Here is a 22,293-nt window from a genome sequence, read left to right on the forward strand (position 1 = left end):
GACTACATCCACTATTACAATCACCAACGCATCAAACTGAAGCTAAACGGACTGAGCCCTGTTGAATACAGGGCTCGATCTGTTCAGGTATAGATTTACGATCGTCCAACATTTCGGGGTCAGTCCACTCTGCGTGGGAACGATCAGTGCCGGGTTACAGGCCGAGGTCCGACAGGCTCGGATGGTCGTCAGGACGACGCCCCAGCGGCCAGTGGAACTTGCGCTCGCTTTCCTTGATCGGCATGTCGTTGATGCAGGCGAAGCGCCGCGCCATCAGGCCGTCTTCGTTGAACTCCCAGTTTTCGTTGCCATAGGAGCGGAACCAATTGCCCGAATCGTCGTGCCATTCATAGGCATATCGCACGGCGATGCGGTTATCGGTAAACGCCCAAAGCTCCTTGATCAGGCGATAATCCAGTTCCTTGGCCCATTTGCGCGTCAGAAAGCCCTTGGCTTCTTCGCGGTTGTAGGCGAACTCGGCGCGGTTTCGCCATTTCGTGTCCAGGGTGTAGGCCAGCGAAACGCGCTCCGGGTCGCGGGAGTTCCAGCCATCTTCGGCCAGGCGAACTTTTTCAATGGCCGATTCACGGGTGAACGGCGGCAATGGCGGACGAACTTCGGCGTTAGACATTTCATGTCTCCCTATTAAATTAAAGTTCAAACAAGTTGTCGGTCTTGATCAAGTTATTACAGGTCCAATAACTTCCGCGCCATGCATTGCGCATTATCGGCAGCCCTGTGGTCACCCATGACAAGCGCGACGGTAATGGCTCCGTCAATCAGGATCAGCAGCTGTTTGGCCAGCATCTGCGGATCTTCAGCGCCATATTCGGTACACAGCTCGCACACGTAGTCGAGCAGCTTCTGTTTGTGGTCCCTGGCGACCAGGCGCACCGGGTCCTGCGGATCGCCGGTTTCACCGCTGGTGTTGATGAATGCGCAGCCGCGAAAACCTTCGCTGGCAAACCAGGACGTGAGTACGGTGAACAGGTTGAGCAGGCGTTCGGCTGGCGTCTGGGCCTGTCCGACTTCGCTTCTGTACCACTGCATCCAGCGTTCATCCCGGCGTTGCAGGGCAGCGACGGTCAGCTCCTCCTTGCTGGCGAAGTAGCGATAGATACTTTTTCTGGAGACGCCGGCGGTTTTCACCAGGAGATCCATGCCCGTGGCGGCAATGCCACTTTTGTAGATCAACTTTTCGGTGACATCCAGAATGATGTCGCGTGTGTCGTTGCTGGTTATCTTGTTCATGTGGATACAGTAGAACGATCGTTCTCCATGGTCAACCTGTTTCTGAGATCAAAAGATCGCAGCCTTCGGCAGCTCCTACACTGATCTCTGTAGGAGCTGCCGAAGGCTGCGATCTTCTATAGGGTATGAGCCTCATCGCAAGACCCGAACCGAACGATGGTGTAAGCTCTCGGGTTCTTCGGATTCGACCCATTGCGAGCCCTATGCCGTCGCTTTTCAAACGCCCCCTGCTGCCCAAACTGCGCAGTTTCCCGCTGACCGCCGATGCCGTCACCATCCTCTCTGGCGCCGCCGAGTTCCGCCGTTGCCTGCTGGAAAAAATCGCCAGCGCCACCCAGCGCATCTATATCGTTGCGCTGTACCTGCAACAGGACGAGGCCGGCCAGGAAATTCTCGACGCCTTGCACGCGGCCAAGCTGGCACGGCCGGAACTGGAAGTGGCGGTGGTCGTTGACTGGCTGCGCGCCCAGCGCGGGCTGATCGGTGCCGGCAAGCAGCCGGGCAACTCGGCCTGGTATCAGGAAATGACCCGCACCCACCAAAGCGTCGTGCCGGTGTACGGCGTGCCCGTGCAAACCCGCGAGCTGTTTGGCGTGTTGCACTTGAAGGGTTTTGTCATCGATGACTGCGTGATCTACAGCGGTGCGAGCCTGAACAACGTCTACCTGCACAAGTTCGACAAGTACCGGTACGACCGTTACCACCTGCTGCACAATCGCGCGCTGGCCGACTCGATGCATCACCTGGTACAGCACGGCCTGGTGGCTTCAAAGGCGGTGCATCGCCTGGACCTGCCAAACCTGCCGACCACCCGCAGCCTGCGCAACGACATCGGCGACCTGCGCAGCCGTCTCAAGCACGCGGCCTACGACACGACCCAGGGCACCACGGACAAAGATGGCCTGTCGGTCAGCCCGCTGCTGGGCGTAGGCAAGAACAATCCGTTGAGCCGGGTGATTGGCGAGCTGATCGGCAGCGCCCGGCAGCAGCTGACCATCTGCACGCCGTACTTCAACCTGCCCTTGGCGGTGACCCGGGAAATCAACCGGGCGCTGGCCAGGGGGGTGAAGATCGACATCGTGGTCGGAGACAAGACCGCCAACGACTTCTACATCCCGCCGAGCGAGCCGTTCAAGGTGATCTCGGCGCTGCCGTATCTCTACGAAATCAGCTTGCGCCGCTTTGCCAAGCGGCATCAGCGCAACATCGACAGCGGCCAGTTGAACCTGCACTTGTGGAAGGACGGCGACAACACCTACCACCTCAAGGGCATGTGGGTCGATCAGCGCTACACCTTGCTGACCGGCAACAACCTAAATCCGCGGGCGTTTCGTCTCGATCTGGAAAACGCCTTGCTGATCGATGATCCGCAAAACGAATTGCTCGAACCCCGCCGCACCGAGCTTGCACAGATCTTCGAGCACACCCGGCGCATCGAGCGCTACCAGGACCTGCAAACCCTGCCGGATTACCCGGCGGGGGTGGCGAAGTTTCTCAAGCGGGTAAGCCGGGTGCGCATCGAGCGGTTGCTCTACCGCATTCTGTAGGACCATAAAAGCTTCGCTGGCAAGCCAGCTCCTACAGGGGAATGCGATCACCTGTAGGAGCTGGCTTGCCAGCGAAGACGTCCGTCCAGACGCTACAAGACTCAGTTCAACCCAAGCTTGCCCCGGAACGTCGACAGATCTTCAGCCAGCCTATTCACCGGCCCGACCAGCGCCTTGCGATCGTCTTCGCCGGCAAGCCTGACTCCTACAGGCGAGCCAGGCTTGCCGGCGTGTCTGTTGCACCGCGATATCGTTTTTCGCGGGCAAATCGGGATCAGCCGTTACGGTGACGCAAACTGCGCTCCATCCGAGCAATCCCTTCCTCCAGCAACGACCGCGGGCAGCCGAAGTTCAGGCGCACGAACTGTTGGCAGCCATCGCCGAAATCCAGGCCCGGGCTCAAGCCGACCATGGCCTGTTCGAGGAAAAACTGTTGCGGGTTGTCCAGCCCCAGGGCCGAGCAGTCGAGCCAGGCCAGGTAGGTGCTTTGCGGCACATTCATCGTAATGCCCGGCAAACGGCTGCGCACGGCGTCGACCAGGTAATCGCGGTTGCCCTGCAGGTAGTCCTTCAGCGCGACCAGCCAGGGGGCGGCTTCGCTGTAGGCGACGCGGGTCGCTTCCATGCCCAGCGGGTTGACGCTGTCGACCATGCCGCAACGGGCATGATTGACCTTCTCGCGCAGGTGGCGGTCCTGGATGATCATGAACGAGGTTTTCAGGCCGGCGATGTTGTAGGCCTTGCTGGCCGACATCAGCGTGATGGTGCGCTGGGCTATTTGCGGGCTCAGGGACGCCATGGGCAGGTGTTGGCGACCGTCGAAGCACAGTTCGGCGTGGATCTCGTCGGAGATGATCCAGGCTTCGTTGGCCAGGCAGATGTCGGCAATAGCCTGCAGTTCATCCCGAGCGAAGGCTTTGCCCAACGGGTTGTGCGGGTTGCTCAGGAGCAGCGCACCGCCGCCTTGCAGGGACTCATTCAAGGTCGCCAATGGCGTGGCGTAGGTGCCGTCGGGTTGCGGGTCGAAGCTCAGCTCGACCTTGTTCAGGCCCCAATGACCCGCTGCGTGACGCAGGGGCGGGTAGTTGGGAACCTGCACCACTACATTCTGTGCCGGCTGTACCAGCGCCTTGAGCGCCATGTTGAAGCCCGACTCGACGCCCGGCAGGAAGATCAGCTCTTGCGGCTCGACGCGCCAGGCGTACTTGTTCCACAAATCGGCAACGATGGCCTCGCGCAAATCGTCCTTGGCCACGCTGTAGCCGAGCAACGGGTGTTCCAGGCGCTTTTGCAGGGCCTGGATGATCATCGGCGGCGCGGCGAAATCCATGTCGGCGACCCACATCGGCAGCACGTCGGCCGGGTAACGGCTCCACTTGGTGCTACCAGTGCCGTGGCGGTCGAACACCTGATCAAAATCGAAAGTCATGCGCAGTCTCGTAAACGCTGGGTTGGAATGGCAACCATGATAATCGCCAAGCCCCTGTGGGTGCGAGCAAGGATATCGATGGTTGCCCGACGGTCGGTTTTCACACAAGACGCCTACCCATTGTCTACAGTTTCAGGTGTCGGTAGCGAGACTGCCGCCACCGTGATTGTCCAGAAAAATCCGGCAACGTACCGGATTTCCACCTGTTAAGGAGTGCACGATGGACCTCAGCCGTCGTCAGTTCTTCAAGGTCGCCGGTATCGGCCTTGCAGGCTCGAGCCTGGGCGCGTTGGGCATGGCCCCGACTGCCGCTTTCGCCGAGCAAGTGCGCCATTTCAAGCTTGCCCACACCCATGAAACCCGTAACACCTGCCCGTATTGCTCGGTCGGTTGCGGGGTGATCATGTACAGCCAGGGCGATGCGGCCAAGAATGTCGCGCAAAATATCATCCACATCGAAGGTGACGCCGACCATCCGGTGAACCGCGGCACCCTGTGCCCCAAAGGCGCAGGCCTGCTGGACTTCATCCATAGTCCCAGCCGCCTGCAATATCCGCAGGTGCGTAAGCCCGGCAGCAGCGAGTGGACGCGAATCTCCTGGGATGAAGCGCTTGATCGCATCGCCGACCTGATGAAGGCTGACCGCGACGCTAACTTCATCGAGAAGAACGCCCAGGGGCAGACGGTCAACCGCTGGCTGACCACCGGATTCCTCGCGGCATCGGCGGCGTCCAACGAAGCGGGCTACATCACCCATAAGGTGGTTCGCAGTCTCGGCATGCTGGGGTTCGATAACCAGGCGCGTGTCTGACACGGCCCGACGGTGGCAAGTCTTGCCCCGACGTACGGCCGTGGTGCCATGACCAACCACTGGACCGATATCGCCAACGCGAATCTGGTTCTGGTAATGGGCGGCAACGCAGCGGAGGCGCACCCCTGTGGTTTCAAGTGGGTGACCGAAGCCAAGGCGCACAACAAGGCTCGGTTGATCGTGGTCGACCCGCGATTCACCCGCACGGCCTCCGTGGCCGACTATTACGCGCCGATCCGCACTGGCACCGACATCGCCTTCATGGGCGGGCTGATCAATTACCTGCTGACCGAGGACAAGATCCAGCACGAGTACGTGCGCAACTACACCGACGTGTCGTTCCTGGTCAAACCCGGGTACGGCTTCGAGGACGGGATTTTCAGCGGTTATGACGCGGCCAAGCGTGTGTACGCCGACAAATCCGGCTGGGGCTATGACCTGGGCGAAGACGGCTTCGTCAAGACCGACCCGACCCTGCAGGACCCGCGCTGCGTCTATCAACTGATGAAGCAGCATTACAGCCGCTACAACATCGAACTGGCGAGCCAGATTTGCGGCATGCCGGTCGATGCCATGCAGAAAATCTGGGAGGAAATCGCCACTTGCTCGCAACCGGGCAAGACCATGACCATCCTCTATGCACTGGGTTGGACCCAGCACTCGATTGGCGCGCAGATCATCCGCAGCGCGGCGATGGTGCAACTGTTGCTGGGCAACGTCGGCATGCCGGGCGGTGGGGTGAATGCCTTGCGGGGGCACTCCAATATCCAGGGGCTGACCGACCTCGGCCTGCTGTCCAATTCGCTGCCGGGCTACCTCACGCTGCCAGGCGACGGCGAGCAGGACTACAACGCCTATATCCTCAAGCGCACGCAAAAACCGTTACGGCCTGGTCAACTGTCCTATTGGCAGAACTACAGTAAATTCCACGTCAGCCTGATGAAAGCCTGGTACGGGGCCAATGCCACCCTGGAAAACAACTGGGCCTTTGATTATCTGCCGAAACTGGACATTCCCAACTACGACATCCTCAAGGTGTTCGACCTGATGGGCCAAGGCAAGGTCAACGGTTACATGTGCCAGGGTTTCAACCCCATTGCCGCGTTGCCGGACAAGAACCGCGTCATGGCCGCACTGGCCAAGCTCAAATGGCTGGTGGTGATGGACCCGCTGGCCACCGAAACCTCGGAGTTCTGGCAAAAGGTCGGGCCCTATAACGACGTGGACAGCTCCGCGATCCAGACCGAAGTGATTCGCCTGCCCACCACCTGTTTTGCCGAGGAAGACGGCTCGCTGGTCAACAGCAGTCGCTGGTTGCAATGGCACTGGAAGGGCGCCGATGGCCCTGGGGAGGCGTACACCGACATTCGTATCATGAGCGAGTTGTTCCTGCGCCTGCGCCAGCGCTATCAGGCTGAAGGCGGCGCCTATCCCGACCCGTTGCTGAAACTGTCGTGGCCGTACAAGGTGCCTGACGAACCGTCACCGGAAGAACTGGCCAAGGAGATCAACGGTTACGCTGTCACCGACTTTACCGACGCCACGGGGGCGCTTATCAAGGGCAACGCGCAACTGGCCGGTTTTGGCCAGCTCAAGGACGACGGTGGTACGGCGTCCGGGTGCTGGATTTTCTGTGGCAGCTGGACCGAAACGGGCAACCAGATGGCCCGCCGCGATAACAACGACCCGTACGGCATGCACCAGCACCAGGGTTGGGCCTGGGCCTGGCCGGCAAACCGGCGGATTCTCTACAACCGCGCCTCGGCCGACCCGCAAGGCAAGCCCTGGGACGATAAAAAGCGCCTGGTGTGGTGGAACGGCAAGGCCTGGGCCGGTACCGATGTGCCGGACTACAAAGCTGACGTGGCGCCGGAGGCGGGCATGAATCCGTTCATCATGAACCCCGAAGGCGTGGCGCGGTTCTTCGCCGTCGACAAGATGAACGAGGGGCCATTCCCCGAGCACTACGAGCCATTCGAGACGCCGATCGGCATCAACCCACTGCACCCACAGAACAAGAAAGCCACCAGCAATCCGGCGGCACGGATCTTTGATTCGGTATGGGACACACTGGGTGTGGCCAAGGATTACCCCTACGCCGCCACCAGCTACCGGCTGACCGAGCATTTCCACTTCTGGAGCAAGCACTGCAAGCTCAACGCCATTGCCCAGCCCGAACAGTTCGTCGAAATCGGCGAAGTGCTGGCCAGGGAACTCGGCATCGTCGCTGGCGACCGTGTGCGGGTCAGCAGCAAGCGAGGCTTTATCGAGGCGGTGGCGGTGGTGACCAAGCGGATTCGTCCGTTGCAGGTCAACAATCAGATCGTGCACCAGATCGGTATCCCGTTGCACTGGGGATTCACCGGGCTCACGCGCCACGGCTACCTGACCAATACCCTGGTGCCGTTCCTCGGCGATGGCAACACCCAGACCCCGGAATCCAAGTCATTCCTGGTCAACGTGGAGAAAGTCTAAATGGCCAGCCAAGACATCATTGCCCGCTCGGCCACCACTACTGTGCCGCCATCGGTACGCAACCTGGAGGAAGTCGCCAAGCTGATCGACACCACCAAGTGCATTGGCTGCAAGGCCTGCCAGGTCGCCTGCTCGGAATGGAACGAGCTGCGCGACGAGGTCGGGCACAACCTCGGCACCTACGACAACCCGCAGGACCTGACGGCAGAAACCTGGACCCTGATGCGTTTCACCGAGCACGAAACCGACGCCGGCAACCTGGAATGGCTGATCCGCAAGGACGGCTGCATGCATTGCGCCGAACCCGGTTGCCTGGCGGCGTGCCCCAGTCCCGGGGCGATCATCAAGCACGCCAACGGCATCGTCGACTTCAACCAGGATCACTGCATCGGCTGTGGCTACTGCATCACCGGTTGTCCGTTCAACATTCCGCGCATCTCGCAGAAGGACCACAAGGCCTACAAGTGCACCTTGTGCTCGGATCGGGTGGCGGTGGGGCTGGAACCGGCCTGTGTGAAAACCTGTCCGACCGGCGCCATCGTGTTCGGCTCCAAGCAGGACATGAAGGAACATGCCGCCGAGCGCATCGTCGACCTCAAGAGTCGTGGCTTCGACAACGCCGGCCTGTACGACCCCGCGGGCGTTGGCGGCACGCACGTGATGTATGTGCTGCACCACGCCGACACCCCCAGGCTGTACGCCGGACTGCCGAGCGATCCGGTCATCAGCCCGTTGGTGAGCCTGTGGAAGGGGCTCAGCAAGCCCCTGGCGCTGCTGGCCATGGGCGCGGCGGTGCTGGCCGGGTTCTTCCATTACGTGCGCGTCGGGCCACAGGTGGTCGAGGAAGATGAACGGCCGCCGTCGAGCGATCCTGCGGTGCATGAAGTCGATCCATCGGTGCATACCTATGATCCGAAGCGGGAGGACAGGCCATGATCCGCAAACAGATCCTGCGCTACACCAGCAACCAGCGCACCAACCACTGGCTGGTGGCGATTCTGTTCCTGATGGCCGGGTTATCGGGCCTGGCGCTGTTCCATCCGGCGCTGTTCTGGTTGAGCAACCTGTTCGGTGGCGGGCCGTGGACGCGCATCCTGCACCCGTTCATGGGCGTGCTGATGTTCGTGTTTTTCTTCGGCCTGGTCCTGAGTTTCTGGCGCGCCAATATCTTTATCGCCAATGATCGATTGTGGCTGCGGCGCATCGACCGGGTGATGAAAAATGAAGAGGAGGGCGTGCCTGCCATCGGCAAATACAATCCCGGGCAAAAGCTGCTGTTCTGGACTTTACTGCTGTGCATGCTGGTGCTGTTGTTCAGCGGGCTGGTGATCTGGCGCGCCTACTTCAGCGCCTATTTCGGCATCACCAGCATTCGCTGGGCAATGCTGCTGCATGCGTTGGCCGGTTTCGTGCTGATCCTGAGCATCATCGTGCACATCTACGCCGGCATCTGGATCAAGGGATCGGTCAGCGCCATGCTGCATGGTTGGGTCAGCCGCGCCTGGGCAAAGAAACACCATGAGCTCTGGTACCGTGAAGTGACCCGGGATGAGCGTCCCGATCCGCCGCTGAACAGAAAAGGATAACCACTTGGCCACGATCCTGGAGCCGGGACAAATCGAAGCGGCGGCGACATCGCCGCCGTTTCTGCACCTGCCACCGCCGAACCTGTTTGCCTTGCGTGCATCGCGCCTGGAGCGCCTTGCCGACGGCCATCCGTTGGCCGATTACCTGCGTCTGGTGGCGGGGTTGTGCAACGTGCAGCAACGTCTGATGGACGATCCACCCGAGGCGGCACAGCCGGACCCGCAACGCGTCAGGCAGTGCCTGGATCACGGCCTGCCACCGTTCTCCGCCGACAGCCTGGTGCGCGAGGATGCGTGGCTGGCGTACCTGCAAGCGCTGTTGCAGCGCTATCAGCCACCGGCGCAACCGGCGGTGGAAAACGCCGTGGCAACCTTGCGTGAGGCCAACGTCGGGCAGCGCAAGGCGTGGGCGATAGCCTTGGTCAGCGGACAGTTCGCCTTGCTGCCGGCGGCGCTGGTGCCATTTCTGGGGGCTGCGTTGCAAGTCGCGTGGAGCCATTGGCTGCTGAGTACCCCCGATCTCACCTTGAAACCCGGCAACAGTCTTAACCAGTGCCCGGCGTGTGGCTCACCGGCCATGGCTGGGGTGATCCGCCATCGCGGCAAGTACAACGGCTTGCGCTATCTGGTGTGCTCGCTGTGTGCCTGTGAATGGCATGTAGTGCGGGTCAAGTGTGTGTATTGCGAGCAGAGCAAAGGCCTGCAATACGTCAGCCTCGACACCGACCGTCACGCCGCGGACAAGGCACCGTTACGCGCCGAAACCTGCCCCGGTTGTCGCAGTTATCTGAAGCAGCTGTACCTGGAATGCGACGCCGAGGGCGAAGCGCTGTCCGCGGACCTGAGCAGCCTGATGCTCGACATGCGCCTGGAACAGGAGGGGTTTGCGCGCCCTGCGCCCAACCTGCTGCTGGCACCCGGGGGCGATTGAAGCGAACGTCTACACTCAGGCGGTCAACGTTTGCCGGAGCGCCTGATGTCTGCCAGATCCACCCGCCAAGCCTTGCGACTGCCTTCCATCGACAGCCTGCTGCGCCATCCGGCCTGCCAGCCGCTGGCCGAACGCTATGGGCGCGACGCCTTGCTCGCCAGCCTGCGCCAGTTGCTCGACGATTTGCGCCAACCGGTCCTGGCAGGGCAACTCGACGCGGTCGAACTCACCCCGCAAGTACTGGCGGGCAGGGCGGGCGAGCGTCTGGCCAGCCAGCACCGCAGTCAGGTGCGTCGGGTGTTCAACCTCACTGGCACGGTCCTGCACACCAATCTGGGGCGCGCCTTGTTACCGCAGGAAGCGATCGACGCCGTGCAAATGGCTGCGCGCTATCCTTTGAACCTGGAGTTCGACCTGCACAGCGGTAAACGCGGCGACCGCGACGATCTGATCGAGGGCCTGATCCGCGAGCTGACCGGTGCCGAAGCGGTGACCGTGGTCAACAACAATGCCGCCGCGGTGCTGCTCACCCTCAACAGCCTGGGTGCGCGCAAGGAAGGCATCATCTCCAGGGGCGAACTGATCGAAATCGGCGGCGCCTTTCGCATCCCCGACATCATGGCGCGCGCCGGGGTCAAGCTGGTTGAAGTCGGCACCACCAACCGCACCCATGCCCGCGACTATGAAGCCGCGATCGGCGCGCGTAGCGGCTTGATCATGCGGGTACATGCGAGCAACTACAGTATCGAGGGGTTCACCACCCGGGTGCCGACCGTCGAGCTGGCGCGCCTGGCCCATCAACATGGCTTGCCACTGCTTGAAGACCTTGGCAGCGGCAGCCTGCTGGACCTGACCCGCTGGGGCTTGCCGGCCGAACCGACGGTGCGCCAGGCCCTGCTTGATGGCGCGGACATCGTCACGTTCAGCGGCGACAAATTACTCGGCGGTCCCCAGGCCGGGTTGATTGTCGGCCGCAAGGACCTGATTGCACGGATCAAGAAGAACCCGCTGAAACGGGCGCTGCGGGTCGACAAACTGACCCTGGCCGCCCTCGAAGCGGTGCTGGGTCTGTACCGCAACCCGGACCGCCTGGCCGAGCGACTGCCCAGCCTGCGCCTGCTAACCCGTGCGCAAACCGACATCCTGGCCCAGGCCGAGCGCCTGCAACCGTCGCTGGCCACGCGGTTGGGCGCGGGCTGGAGTGTCAGCGCGGTGCCTGCGCTGGGGATGATCGGCAGTGGCAGCCAGCCGGTGGCACGCTTGCCGAGTGCCGCGTTATGCCTGCGCGCCAATACTTCCAAGCGTCAGCGCGGGCGCGCGCTATTGAATCTGGAACAAGCCCTTCGAGCCTTGCCGATACCGGTGCTGGGGCGTATCGATGACGACGCGCTGTGGCTCGACGTGCGCCAACTGGATGACGAACCGGCGTGGCTGGCGCAGCTTGAGCAACTGCAGGTGGAGGGCCGGGCAGGGTGATCGTCGGCACGGCGGGGCACATCGACCACGGCAAGACGGCATTGCTCGAGGCACTGACCGGGCAGGCCGGTGATCGGCGCCGCGAGGAACGCGAACGCGGCATGACCATCGACCTGGGCTATCTTTACGCCGCACTGGAGCCCGGTGCGGCCCTGACCGGTTTTATCGATGTGCCGGGGCATGAGCGCTTCACCCATAACATGCTCGCCGGTGCCCACGGCATCGACCTGGTGCTGCTGGTGGTGGCCGCCGACGATGGCGTGATGCCCCAGACCCAGGAGCACCTGGCCATTGTCGAATTACTGGGTATTCCCCGCGCCATTGTCGCGATCACCAAATGCGACCGGGTCGAGCCGTCCAGGGTGCAGGCTGTGCGCGAGCAGATTGCAACATTGCTGGCGCCCGGCCCGTACGCCGAGGCGCAGTTGATTGCGTTGTCGAGCGTGACCCTGGAGGGGGTACAGAGCCTGCGCCAAGCGTTGCTCAAGGCCCAGTCCGAAGTGCTGCAGCGCAGTCAGGACGGCGGTTTTCGCCTGGCCATCGATCGCGCGTTCAGTGTCCCCGGTGCGGGCATCGTGGTGACCGGCACCGCGCTGTCCGGCCAGGTTACGGTGGGCGACTCCCTGGTGCTCGGCCCCCTCGGCAAAACCGTGCGGGTTCGTGGCCTGCACGCGCAGAATCAGGCGGCCAACGTGGCGGTCGCCGGGCAGCGGGTCGCCTTGAACTTGAATGCCGAACGCCTGGCGTTGTCACAAATCCACCGCGGCCAGTGGTTGTCGGCGCCGTGGTTGCACGCACCGACCCAGCGCCTGGACATCGACCTGCAGCTGTTATCCGCTGAACCGCGTGCCTTCGAACACTTCGAAGCGGTGCACGTGCACCTGGGAACACGGGACGTCACCGGGCGGGTGGCCTTGCTGGAGGGTGACAGCCTGGCGCCGGGACAACGGATGTTCGCGCAACTGCTGGTGAATGCGCCGGTGCAAGCGGTGCTCGGCGACCGGTTGATCCTGCGTGACCAGAGCGCTCAGCGCACTCTCGGCGGCGGCAGGGTTCTCGATCCCTTCGCGCCCAGCCGCCACCGTCGTAGCCCCGAGCGATTGGCGCAGCTGACGGCATTGGCCGCAAGCACTCGCCTGGAAGACGCGCTGCCGGCGTTACTGGCCAACAGCGACAGCGGGCTCGATCCACAACAGCTTGAACGCCAGTTCAACCGCCCGCGCGCTACCTGGGTGCTGCCCGGCGACATACGCCTGATTGAAACCCGCCAGGCGCCGGTCTTGTTTAGCGCCAGCCGGTGGCAGGCATTGCAGGATCAATTGCAGCAGCACCTGGCGCGCTTCCATGAACAGGAACCGGACCACATGGGCCCGGATCGCGATCGCCTGCGCCGATTCGCCAGCAGCGCCCTGGATCGCCCGGTATTCATCAGCCTGCTCGAGCAATTGCTGGCCACCGGACGCATCGCGGCCAGTGGGCCGTGGCTGCACCTGCCGGGGCATGAGGTACGCCTGAGCGACGAGGAGCAAGCGTTATGGCTGCAATTGCAGCCGCGGTTCGATACCGCAGGGTTCAACCCACCGTGGCTGCGCGATCTGGGATACGACGAAGCCACTGTGCGCGCACTGCTGCGCAAAATGGCGCGCCTGGGCCTGTTGCATCCGGTGGTGCGTGATCTGTTCTACACCGACACGATGATCCGTCGCCTGGCGGCTATGCTGTTGCAACTGGCCGATGACAACCCGGTCATCGAGGTATCGGCCTTTCGTGATGCGGTGGGCCTGGGGCGCAAGCGCAGTATCCAGATCCTTGAGTACTTCGACCGACTCGGCCTGACCCGCCGCGTGGGCGATCGACGCCAGATCCGCCCGGACAATGCCCTGGCACGCAGGCCGAAAGATTGATCCGGGGTTCGTTCAAAGGAAGGTAATCGCGCCCGGTGGCGCGGCCGGGCTTCAAACCCGGTTGGGGACGGCATCCGTTCCCGGGCAGGTTCGACTCCGGCTACCTTCCGCCATTTTCCTTGAACATCGGTGCAGGAGCCAGCGGTGCTGCGTACCTGATCGTTCCCGCGCGCCGCAAAGGAATGCATCCTGCATCGTCAGCGGAACGCGGAGCGTCCCTGGCGGCATTCCTTTGCGGCGCGTGGGAACGATCCATGGGAACTCTGTTGCACCGCGTTATCGTTTTCCGCCGGCAAGCCTGGCGCCTACACGGAAACGCATTGCCCCCTCAAACCTCGAAATCAGCGTCTATGCTGGGCTAACCGAATACTAGCCAGGAGACGTCCATGGTACCCATGCCGCTGTCAGAGAAGGCCTTGTCCCGCGGGCTGCTCGACACCTTGATCCGCGCCGGACTGATTGTCGTACTGGTGCTGTTCTGCTTCGAAATTTTCCGTCCGTTTCGCGACCTGATGCTGTGGTCAATCATCCTGGCGATCACGCTTTACCCGTTGCAAGAACGGCTCCGGGGCCCGCTGGGGCGAAAAGACGGGCGCATTGCGACGCTGATCGTGCTGGTGGCCATCGTCATTCTCATGGTGCCGATCTACCTGTTGGGCACCTCCATTGCCGATTCGGTCGAAAACGCCATGACCGTGGTCCGCGATGAAGGTATCCGCATTCCGCCTCCCGCCGATTCCGTCGCCACATGGCCATTGGTGGGCAAACCATTGTCGGCGCTGTGGCTGCAGGCGGCCACCGACCTGCCTGGCCTGACGGCGAAATACATACCGCAAATCAAAGGTTTCAGCCTGTCGTTGCTGGGCAAGCTGGCTGGCGTCGGCATGGGTTTTCTGATGTTTATCTTCGCGCTGATCATTGCCGGGATCTTCATGGCCTACGGCGAAGCGGGTAGCCGCGCATCGGTACAGATCGCCTCGCGAATCAGCGGACCGGCAAGAGGCCCCCAGATAGCGGCCTTGTGTACCGCAACCATCCGCGCCGTGGCGCTTGGGGTGGTGGGTATCGCGTTCATCCAGATGCTGCTGGTAGGGTTAGGATTTGTCTTCAAGGGCGTTCCCGGTGCCGGGCTGCTGGCATTGGCGGTGTTTCTGCTGGGCATCATGCAGTTGCCGGCAACGCTGGTCACAGTGCCCGTCATTGCCTATGTTTTCGCCACCGAAGGCGCCAGCACCGCGACCATCGTCTTTGCCATCTACGTCTTCGTCGCGGGCCTGGTGGACAACGTGCTCAAGCCCTTGTTGCTGGGGCGCGGTGTCGACGTGCCGATGCCGGTGATATTGATCGGAGCCCTGGGCGGAATGGTTACCGGCGGCATCCTTGGCTTGTTCATCGGCCCGGTGGTGCTGGCGGTCGGTTACCAGCTGTTCTGGCAGTGGGTACGGGAGCCGCCGGTGGTGGAGGAAAGGCTGTAGCGGATCATCCATGGGATCGACCGTTCAGGGACCGGCCAGATCGTTGGCGGGTTCCTGGTTCAGAACCCGAGATAGCAGCAGTAGACCAGGGCCAACGCGGCGGCGATTCCGAAGGACCTCAGTGCCTTGATGGTCGAGGGGTGCGCTGTCAGGGGGCTGATCAAGCGTTGCAGGCGCGGATCCGAATAGGCCACCGGCTGATAGCGTCCCTGCATGATTGCCAGATAGGTATAGCGAAAACCGATCAACAGGAACAGGCTTGCCAGGCTGAGGACCAGGGCGGCAAAGGTTGTCGTTTCACCTTTCGCTACCGGGTGTTCTATATCGCAGGCAGCGCTATCGTCCTGCACGACAGTGATTTGCCCATGTTCGGTCGAGGCCCGTGTTCCTTCATTGAGCAGCCTGTCCTGTTGTACCAGGTCCAGGGTCTGGTACTGCCAAAGTGTCGAAGAGCCTTCCCGGCAGTAAGTGAACGTTCCCGGGTGTGGGGCGGCAATGATGCACGCGTCGTCGATCCCATGCTTTTTCAGGGTTTCGATGGCTGTTCTGGTGAAATCCAGATCGAGGATAGGAGCAATTCCTGTAGCCGAAACCGCGCCCGAGACCAGCAGACTCCCCACAACGCTGATAGTAGAAGTTTTCAAGGCTGTATCTTCCTGGTTTTTATTGGCGTTATGTCAGGGACGCGGAGCTTGAATAAACCTGCAAGTAGTGGAGTCTAGAACGCGTTAGTCACTTTGAGAAGCATACGCATTTAAAAAATCTACACTGCAAGATTTTGCTCTCGCAGGTGTAGGGAAAGGCACGGGCCAGACTATTGACAGTCATCGGCGACGGCCTTCTCGGCCCGTTGGATTTCCTGTTTCATGTCGGTGGTGATGCGCTGTTCCTTGCGTTCCTGACCGAGGAACTTCTGCTCACCCCGAGACTTGACCTCCGCGTCTTCAGCATGGATCTGCGCTTCGATGGCGGCAGAGTGCTGATCGATCACCGCGTCAACCTCGGCTTCGTTCTTTGCAGTATCCAGTGCCGAAACCAGTTTGCCAGCCTCGGCTTTTTCGGCCTCGGCATAAGCCTCGACCGACAACCCGGCGGCCAGGGCCCGAGCCTGTACTTCAAGATCCTTGAGGTGCTGGCGCGCTAACGCACATACCGCTTCCTGGCGCTGACTCTGCTGCGCTTTCCAGTTGTTGAATCCATAGACAGTAGAACCGATGATGATGATCGTTGCAGCGACCCCCAGTAATTGGCCTTTCACATTCCATCCCCTCGAGTGGCCGGCGAAACAGCCTTTTGGCAATGATTGCCCGAATCCATCCGGAGAATGAAAAGCGTAGCAGACTGGGTGAGACTCAAGGTCCCTCCAGTTTGTTGTACAGGATTTTGAGGACAAAGCGGGTGCTTACAGTGGCTGACTTGCGCTCGGCTCGTTGGCGCAGCACCAACGATTTCGTCCTTGTTGTTTTGCCACATAGAGCAGGGCATCAGCGGCTTTGATCAAGCTGGCCGGCGTCACGCTTTCAAAACTCGGGCGGGCAGTGGTGATCCCCGCGCTGGCCGTGACCTTTCCCAGGGGATGCGCACAATGCTCTATGTGCAGTGCTCGAATGGCTTGCAGAATTTCTTCGGCAACCTGTGCTGCGCCAGCGCTATCGGTGTTGGGGAGCAGCACCGTGAACTCCTCTCCACCGTATCTGACGGCCAGATCCCCCGGTCGCTTGACCGCCTGCTGGATCGCCGTCCCTACGGCGCCCAGGCAATCATCGCCGGCAGCGTGCCCATAGCTGTCGTTGTAGCGCTTGAAGTAATCGACATCGAGCATGATCAATGAAAGCGTGGACCCTTGGCGCGCAGCCAGGCGAATCTGCTCTGGCAACGCAGTATCCAGGCGTCTGCGATTGCCCAGGCCCGTCAGGCTGTCGGTCAGCGCCATGTCGCGCATGGCCTGGTGTGCACGGCGCAATTTTCTTTCCGTCACCATTCTCTGGCGCAACTGACTCAAGACGATGAGTCCGAACACCGCGAGCACCCCGATCAGAACCACCAGCACCCACCCGGTTTTCAGTAGATCACGGCGCCAGGGGGCGATGATGGAGTCACGGGAAAGTCCGGCTTCCACCACCAGGGGATAGGTGGTCAATGCGCGGTAGCCGTACAGGCGTTCGGTGTCGTCCACGACGGCCTTGACTTCGGCGATGCCTTGGCTGGCATTGGGAAGATAACGCTTGAAAATCTCGCTGTCCGCCAGGCTCTTACCCACCACGGATTCAATGAAGGGACGCCGTACCAGGATGGTCCCGTTGCGCATGGCCAGCACCAATGCACCCTTGTCATCGATCTTGAAGTCGCCGTAGTAGTCGACGAAGTAGCTGACCTTGATCGTTCCAAGAAGCACGCCGGCGAAGCTTCCATCCAGATTGTTCAAGCGACGAGAGATGGGGATGATCAAGTCGTTGGTGGATCTGCTCTTCACCACCTCGCCGATGCGCACGTTCTTATCCTCGTGCGTGCGGTGATACTGGAAGTAATCGCGGTCGGCGTTGTTGGCGGGTTCCGGCGTGGTTTCCTTATCGGTGACGATCCATTGGCCGTCCGCGCCGTAGATGAACAGGCCGTGCAGTTGCGGCATGATTTTCGATTGCTGGGCCAACAGCTTATGAATGCGCGGGACATTGATGTTCTGTAGTCCGTCGCCTTCCACCCGTTCACCGAGGGTGCCGGTCAGTACATCCACTTGCCGAATGGCATCTTCGGCGTGCTGCGCAGTAGCGCGCGCCAGGTTCGTCACCGAATCGCGGGCAGAGTCGAAGGTTGACCGGTAATCGCGCCACATTCGCCAACCCTCGACAGCGATGAACGCCAGGACCACCACCAGCATGAAACTCACGGTGAGCCGGAAGACAGCGCCAGCGCGCACGTTTCTTACAAAAACAGGTCCGTCATCGCCCTCAACCATGGGCGGTTGCTTGCTTCCGGGCATCAACATCTCCTTTCGCGAGCGGTCTCCACGCCGCACGCCATCTTCAGCCTGCTCAGGTACGCCGAAGGACCTGGACTAGACAAGACCGACAAATGACAGAATCACCAGGACGATCACGACGGCACCGACGATGTAGATAATATTGTTCATCAAGACCACCTCTGAATCTAAAGGGGTTGCGACACCTTGGTGTCTAGTACAAAAGACATCTTGGTGCGCACTTGCGTTCCGCAACCCGCTCGCACAGAACGCGCGAAAATCGGTGACTCGTGCGGGCGTCGGCCTGTCCCACTGACAATAGCAGTCGATAACGCCCTGTAAGCCCAGGCATTTATCGCAGGCGCCAAAAACAACTCCAAGATGGCCACACCCTATGCACCCGTTACGACAAAGCCTGCACAACGAACTGCACGCACGCCCGTCACTGTATTTCGATGAGCCGGCCCATGTGTTTCACCTGGCTTTCCTCGGCAGCGAGCAGGTGTGCAATACCTTTCTTCAAGACTGCTGCCTTGCCTCCCTCGATCTCAAGGCTGCCCAAGGCATTACCCAGCTTGATGGCCACGCGCTGAAGTGGGAGCGTCATACCGAGTTTTTCACCTTGACCCTGGTGGTCACGTCCTCGGGCGATGAGTTGTCCTGGACGGCGCTGCCCGATGTACTGGCGCGAAAAATCCAGGCGTATTTGCCGACCCTGATCAATTCGGTACAGATCGTTGTGCGTGGTGAAGCGCAGCTGGAACTCTCGCGCTACGGTTTCAAGGACCCGTGCGGTTCCTGCGTGGGGGGAGGCGATGCCGTGGTCTGGAGTGATTTCCGGATCAGCGAGGATGGCAGTAACCACTTGTTATTCATCAACCGGCGCCTGAATGCCTACCGCCAGGGGCGGATGATTCGCCGCCTCCTGGAAATCGAGACTTACCGGATGATAGCCTCGTTGTCCTTGACCATGGCCAAGGACTTGAGCGCCCAGCTCGATGTGTTCGACAAGACCCTGGTCACCCTCTCCGAACGCAATGCAGACCCTGCCGGCAGTCATGCCAAAGCCCTGCTGGCGGATATCTCCAACCTTTCTGCCCAGGTGGTCAGCACGACGGCGAAAACGCGCCACCGCTTCAGTGCCACCCAGGCCTATGCGCAATTGGTGTTCGAACGCCTGGGTGAACTGCGAGAAAGTCATGTCGGTGATTGCCAGCGCCTTGGCGTGTTTATCGAGCGTCGCTTCAAACCCACCGTCAGGTATTGCACGGCTACCGAGCAGCGACTCGAGCATCTGGCTGAAAGCGTGGCCAATCTGGGCGACCTGTTGCAGGCACGGGTCCAGGTGGAGATGGAAGAGCAGAACTCGGAAATTCTCAACAGCCTGAACGCCCGCGCCGATGCCCAGATCAAGATCCAGCGAGCAGTGGAAGGTCTTTCGATCATTGCCATCAGCTACTACCTGCTGAGCCTGCTCAAGCTGGGTTACTCGGGGCTGCACCTGCTCGGCGTGGCGCTGACCCCGCGCGAGGCCATGTTGGCCATGGCGCCCCTTGCGATCGGGATTCTTGTCTGGATCATCCTGCATATCAGGAAAGTCAAAGAGCATTGAGGCAATGACGCGTATGCTCGGTTTTCAATGTATATCCATTTACGCGGCAACGGCCACTAAGGTTTCGCCCTTACTGTAGGAGCGAGCATGCTCGCGAAAAACCTGAGAGCGCCGCGGGGTATCAGGTGCCCAGCGTCGTTAACGACCATCGTCGGAACGCCGCCCGGAGCATGCTCGCTCCTACATGGGGATCCAGGTTCACCCGTAACAGTCAGGTCGGCTTTAAGGCCGCCTCGCTTTGCTGTTGATCGCGAGCGCCCCGTTAACCACGATGGCCGAACGCAGGCATTGCGCAGTGAGTAAACCGGCAGGACGCCGGTTTAGCCGCGCTGGGCCAGGGATGGCCCATCGCGGCGACCCACGGAGCAATGCCTTCGTTCTGGCATGCCGAGCCTAAGCGAGGCACCGAGTGGTGGGGCAAAGCCTTTTGCTTCCTTTTTGGCGTTTGAAAAAGGGAGTCGCCGTAAGGGCGAAACCATAAGTGGCCGTTACCGCAGCAATGGATATGCACTCCGACAATAAACCTCACTTAGCTTCCTATGACGCCCCGCATCACCGTTGCGCACGGCTCAATTACGATGACGTGGGGAGTCTGATACCCCGCAGTGCCCTCAGGTTTCTCGCGAGCATGCTCGCTCCTACAGGTCCTGCCTTCCTAGGCACTGGCATCGGCTTCATGCGCATCGGCGAAGGCCATGAGCACGTCCAGGTCCAGCACATCCAGCTTTATCCGCGAGATGAAAGCAGAGAAGGCGAGGTTGGCGGCGAGCAACCGTAGATCGGAGGCCCAGGCCGGCAGATGGACTGGCCCCTGGAGCCAGCCGGACTCGAAGAGCGGGGCCAGGCGCACGGTGTCCCCCAGGCTCAGGCGCCCGGCGAACAGATAGCCGACCAGTTCCGGTCGGTTGTCGCGGATTGCGATGCGCAGCAGGGTGTGCACGCCAAGCAAACCGGTCAGGTACGCCGCATCCTTGGTGAACGCCGAACCGCCGTGCAGACTTGCGCCGCGAAACACCCGCTGGGTCGAGCGGAAGGATTCCTCCTGGGTCTGGCCGGCAGCGAGAAAACCTTCGAACACCTGGATGAAATCGGCGCCATCGAGCGCCTGTTGCACCGCGAGCACACGCAAGGCGAGGCGACGCAGGCGGTTGATGTCCATGCTGCCGGTGAACAGCTCGGCGAGGGTGGCGATACCTTCCTGGGTCTGGGTGGTACGCGGTGCTCCCAGGCCAAGACTCTTGAGGTTCGGTTGCAGCGCTCCGTTCTGTGCCGTCGCGACATGCACGAAAGCCTCGTGCTGCAATAGCTGGTTCTTGTCCAGTTGCGAAAACAGCGCACTGGCCCGCAGGCGAATACGGCTCGCCCCGGCGATGGCCTTGGCGGCCAGGGTCGGGTCGAGCACCACCGTGATCCGGCCCGGGCCGAAGAAACGATCCAGTTCCGGTTGCATCCAGGCGGCGAAGGCCTCGGCCGGGATCTCAGCGGGGCTCGGAGGAATCCGCGCTCCGCCCAGAAGGGCGTCGGTGGTCTTGAGGAAGAAGTGGGCCGCGTCCAGCATGCTCAGGTTCAGGCTCGGATAGTAGAAGTCCGGACGTCGATACAAGGCTGACGAATACTGGGTAAAGGCGGGCGTGCCTATGGCACCGAGCATGTGCCCGGCCGTGGCATAGCTGCGCGCGGTCATGGCCAGGTGGCGCCCAGCGGGATGCCCCTCATCGCAGCGGCCGATAAAGGCTTCGAGCGCACGAATGTCGGCGCCGTGATCACGCGGGCGCAACTCGACCCTGGGCAGTTGCGCTTGTCCCGCGCGCCAACGGGCCAGGAAATCTTCCTCGACCCCCTCCGGCCAGGCCAGGGCATCCAGCACGCGGATCTTGCGCACCAGACCGGGCAGGGCGGCATCGAGTTCGGACAGGGGAGCGCTGCTCACGCACATCTCCATGGGCAATCAGGTTCAATGGTAAAGCTTAGTCGGTGCCGAGGCGTCGCGGTGCGACGGTGCAGTCTGAATCGCCAGCGAAACACGCTTTTCAAACTACACTGAAAATTTGTTGAAACCGCCCAGTGATAAAAGACCGCTGCCTCGGTCTGCCTCAAAGGGCCCCACGTAGACGCGGCCGTGCGAGGATGACTGCATGCAAGGCACAGCAGAGCAAAAGCGGGCACGGGTACTTGATCCGGTCGATCGCGTGACGGAAGTGATCTTTGGCCTGCTCATGGCAATGACCTTTACCGGAACCATCAGCGTGGCAACATCTGGCCAGGAAGCGGAACGCACGATGATGTTCGCAGCGCTGGGGTGCAACCTGGCCTGGGGCCTCGCCGACGCAGTAATGTATTTACTGCGCAGCCTGATCGAGCGCACGCGTAAACGTACGCTGTTTGCCACCTTGAGCGGTGGTGCGGATGCGGCGACCGGGCAAGCGCTGATTGCCGATGCACTGCCACCGCGCCTGGTCGCGGCGGCCGGTCCCGAAGAGCTGGAGTCGCTGCGTCTGCGCCTGGTCAAATTTGCCAACACGTCGGTGCAGCCACGCCTTACCTGGGACGACATCTGGGGCGCGATCGGGGTGTTCCTGTTGGTGGTGGCATCGACATTTCCCCTCGTGGTGCCGTTTCTGTTGCTCGACCAGACAGCGCTTGCCGTTCGCCTGTCCAACCTGGTCGGGCTGGTGGTGCTGTTCCTCGCCGGTTGGATACTGGCGCGCTATGCCGGCGCAAAACCTTGGGTTGGCGGCGTTGCGATGGCGGTCACCGGTGCCGTGCTGATCGTCGCGATCATTGCACTCGGTGGCTGAGCAGCCAGCAATCACACTGCTTACCTGTCGACAACCTGT

18 protein-coding genes, 1 tRNA gene and 1 pseudogene are annotated in these 22,293 nt (G+C 61.4%); 12 read left to right on the plus strand and 8 right to left on the minus strand.

Annotation, left to right across the window (positions count from 1 at the left end):
* The coding region (locus tag CGA21_RS06745) for an IS3 family transposase (protein WP_188263828.1) at positions 1–93 on the plus strand (93 nt) is incomplete at its 5' end.
* Positions 94–154: 61 nt separating this feature from the next.
* Here the strand turns inward: CGA21_RS06745 and CGA21_RS06750 are convergent.
* On the minus strand, positions 155–631 hold the full coding sequence (locus CGA21_RS06750) for a DUF1348 family protein (protein ID WP_020799197.1): 477 nt from the start codon (positions 629–631) through the stop codon (positions 155–157).
* Between the two features lie 56 nt (positions 632–687).
* The gene (locus tag CGA21_RS06755) at positions 688–1,251 is read right to left on the minus strand and encodes a TetR/AcrR family transcriptional regulator (protein ID WP_188263829.1); all 564 of its coding nucleotides are present in this window, start codon (positions 1,249–1,251) and stop codon (positions 688–690) included.
* A gap of 203 nt (positions 1,252–1,454) precedes the next feature.
* On the opposite strand from CGA21_RS06755, the gene pssA reads away from it, so the two are divergent.
* Positions 1,455–2,798 (plus strand): CDP-diacylglycerol--serine O-phosphatidyltransferase, encoded by a 1,344-nt coding sequence (gene pssA / locus CGA21_RS06760; protein ID WP_020799199.1) that lies wholly within the window; start codon positions 1,455–1,457, stop codon positions 2,796–2,798.
* Positions 2,799–2,899: 101 nt separating this feature from the next.
* On the opposite strand, the pseudogene CGA21_RS06765 reads toward pssA, so the two are convergent.
* Positions 2,900–2,986 (minus strand): annotated as a pseudogene (locus CGA21_RS06765) (EfeM/EfeO family lipoprotein); the annotation flags it as partial.
* A gap of 86 nt (positions 2,987–3,072) precedes the next feature.
* Positions 3,073–4,227 (minus strand): MalY/PatB family protein, encoded by a 1,155-nt coding sequence (locus tag CGA21_RS06770; RefSeq protein WP_188263830.1) that lies wholly within the window; start codon positions 4,225–4,227, stop codon positions 3,073–3,075.
* 220 nt (positions 4,228–4,447) lie between these two features.
* Here CGA21_RS06770 and fdnG point away from each other — a divergent pair, with 220 nt between their 5' ends.
* The 8 genes from fdnG (at position 4,448) to CGA21_RS06810 (ending at position 14,885) form a co-directional block, all read left to right on the plus strand.
* Positions 4,448–7,513: a formate dehydrogenase-N subunit alpha gene (gene fdnG / locus CGA21_RS06775; protein ID WP_146235766.1), complete on the plus strand. Its 3,066-nt coding sequence runs from the start codon at positions 4,448–4,450 to the stop codon at positions 7,511–7,513.
* Entirely contained in the window at positions 7,514–8,449 is a 936-nt protein-coding gene (gene fdxH / locus CGA21_RS06780; protein ID WP_110754894.1) for a formate dehydrogenase subunit beta, read from the plus strand.
* Positions 8,446–9,099: a formate dehydrogenase subunit gamma gene (locus tag CGA21_RS06785; RefSeq protein ID WP_020799205.1), complete on the plus strand. Its 654-nt coding sequence runs from the start codon at positions 8,446–8,448 to the stop codon at positions 9,097–9,099. Before fdxH ends, CGA21_RS06785 begins: the two co-directional genes overlap by 4 nt.
* A 4-nt stretch (positions 9,100–9,103) precedes the next feature.
* The gene (gene fdhE, locus CGA21_RS06790) at positions 9,104–10,030 is read left to right on the plus strand and encodes a formate dehydrogenase accessory protein FdhE (protein WP_110754892.1); all 927 of its coding nucleotides are present in this window, start codon (positions 9,104–9,106) and stop codon (positions 10,028–10,030) included.
* 45 nt (positions 10,031–10,075) lie between these two features.
* Positions 10,076–11,506, plus strand: a complete 1,431-nt coding sequence (selA, locus tag CGA21_RS06795) for an L-seryl-tRNA(Sec) selenium transferase (RefSeq protein ID WP_188263831.1) — start codon at positions 10,076–10,078, stop codon at positions 11,504–11,506.
* Positions 11,503–13,410, plus strand: coding sequence for a selenocysteine-specific translation elongation factor (gene selB / locus CGA21_RS06800; protein ID WP_188263832.1), 1,908 nt, complete (start codon positions 11,503–11,505; stop codon positions 13,408–13,410). Before selA ends, selB begins: the two co-directional genes overlap by 4 nt.
* 17 nt (positions 13,411–13,427) lie before the next feature.
* Positions 13,428–13,523 (plus strand) — tRNA-Sec (locus CGA21_RS06805).
* A gap of 273 nt (positions 13,524–13,796) precedes the next feature.
* The gene (locus CGA21_RS06810) at positions 13,797–14,885 is read left to right on the plus strand and encodes an AI-2E family transporter (protein WP_188263833.1); all 1,089 of its coding nucleotides are present in this window, start codon (positions 13,797–13,799) and stop codon (positions 14,883–14,885) included.
* Between the two features lie 59 nt (positions 14,886–14,944).
* Here the strand turns inward: CGA21_RS06810 and CGA21_RS06815 are convergent, their stop codons facing one another.
* The 3 genes from CGA21_RS06815 to CGA21_RS06825 form a co-directional block, all read right to left on the minus strand.
* Positions 14,945–15,529, minus strand: a complete 585-nt coding sequence (locus tag CGA21_RS06815; protein ID WP_110754888.1) for a hypothetical protein — start codon at positions 15,527–15,529, stop codon at positions 14,945–14,947.
* 170 nt (positions 15,530–15,699) lie between these two features.
* The gene (locus tag CGA21_RS06820; protein WP_110754887.1) at positions 15,700–16,143 is read right to left on the minus strand and encodes a hypothetical protein; all 444 of its coding nucleotides are present in this window, start codon (positions 16,141–16,143) and stop codon (positions 15,700–15,702) included.
* 144 nt (positions 16,144–16,287) lie between these two features.
* Entirely contained in the window at positions 16,288–17,865 is a 1,578-nt protein-coding gene (locus CGA21_RS06825) for a sensor domain-containing diguanylate cyclase (RefSeq protein WP_110754886.1), read from the minus strand.
* Positions 17,866–18,238: 373 nt separating this feature from the next.
* Here CGA21_RS06825 and CGA21_RS06830 point away from each other — a divergent pair, with 373 nt between their 5' ends.
* On the plus strand, positions 18,239–19,456 hold the full coding sequence (locus tag CGA21_RS06830) for a DUF3422 domain-containing protein (protein WP_188263834.1): 1,218 nt from the start codon (positions 18,239–18,241) through the stop codon (positions 19,454–19,456).
* A gap of 655 nt (positions 19,457–20,111) precedes the next feature.
* Here the strand turns inward: CGA21_RS06830 and CGA21_RS06835 are convergent.
* Complete coding sequence (locus CGA21_RS06835) at positions 20,112–21,386, minus strand: flavohemoglobin expression-modulating QEGLA motif protein (protein ID WP_110754901.1); 1,275 nt, start codon at positions 21,384–21,386, stop codon at positions 20,112–20,114.
* A gap of 205 nt (positions 21,387–21,591) precedes the next feature.
* Here CGA21_RS06835 and CGA21_RS06840 point away from each other — a divergent pair, with 205 nt between their 5' ends.
* The gene (locus tag CGA21_RS06840) at positions 21,592–22,254 is read left to right on the plus strand and encodes a hypothetical protein (protein WP_188263835.1); all 663 of its coding nucleotides are present in this window, start codon (positions 21,592–21,594) and stop codon (positions 22,252–22,254) included.
* Positions 22,255–22,293 lie beyond the last annotated feature (39 nt).

The organism is Pseudomonas sp. PSB11, assembly GCF_014596605.1.
Taxonomy (GTDB): domain Bacteria; phylum Pseudomonadota; class Gammaproteobacteria; order Pseudomonadales; family Pseudomonadaceae; genus Aquipseudomonas; species Aquipseudomonas umsongensis.

What these genes read in the sequence shown, in the direction of transcription:
- CGA21_RS06750 (WP_020799197.1), bottom strand. Translation starts at nt 631, where the DNA reads ATGTCTAACGCCGAAGTTCGTCCGCCATTGCCGCCGTTCACCCGTGAA.
- CGA21_RS06825 (WP_110754886.1), bottom strand. Translation starts at nt 17,865, where the DNA reads ATGCCCGGAAGCAAGCAACCGCCCATGGTTGAGGGCGATGACGGACCT.
- CGA21_RS06810 (WP_188263833.1), top strand. Translation starts at nt 13,797, where the DNA reads ATGGTACCCATGCCGCTGTCAGAGAAGGCCTTGTCCCGCGGGCTGCTC.
- selA (WP_188263831.1), top strand. Translation starts at nt 10,076, where the DNA reads ATGTCTGCCAGATCCACCCGCCAAGCCTTGCGACTGCCTTCCATCGAC.
- CGA21_RS06830 (WP_188263834.1), top strand. Translation starts at nt 18,239, where the DNA reads ATGCACCCGTTACGACAAAGCCTGCACAACGAACTGCACGCACGCCCG.
- CGA21_RS06785 (WP_020799205.1), top strand. Translation starts at nt 8,446, where the DNA reads ATGATCCGCAAACAGATCCTGCGCTACACCAGCAACCAGCGCACCAAC.
- CGA21_RS06755 (WP_188263829.1), bottom strand. Translation starts at nt 1,251, where the DNA reads ATGAACAAGATAACCAGCAACGACACACGCGACATCATTCTGGATGTC.
- CGA21_RS06840 (WP_188263835.1), top strand. Translation starts at nt 21,592, where the DNA reads ATGCAAGGCACAGCAGAGCAAAAGCGGGCACGGGTACTTGATCCGGTC.
- fdxH (WP_110754894.1), top strand. Translation starts at nt 7,514, where the DNA reads ATGGCCAGCCAAGACATCATTGCCCGCTCGGCCACCACTACTGTGCCG.
- pssA (WP_020799199.1), top strand. Translation starts at nt 1,455, where the DNA reads ATGCCGTCGCTTTTCAAACGCCCCCTGCTGCCCAAACTGCGCAGTTTC.
- CGA21_RS06770 (WP_188263830.1), bottom strand. Translation starts at nt 4,227, where the DNA reads ATGACTTTCGATTTTGATCAGGTGTTCGACCGCCACGGCACTGGTAGC.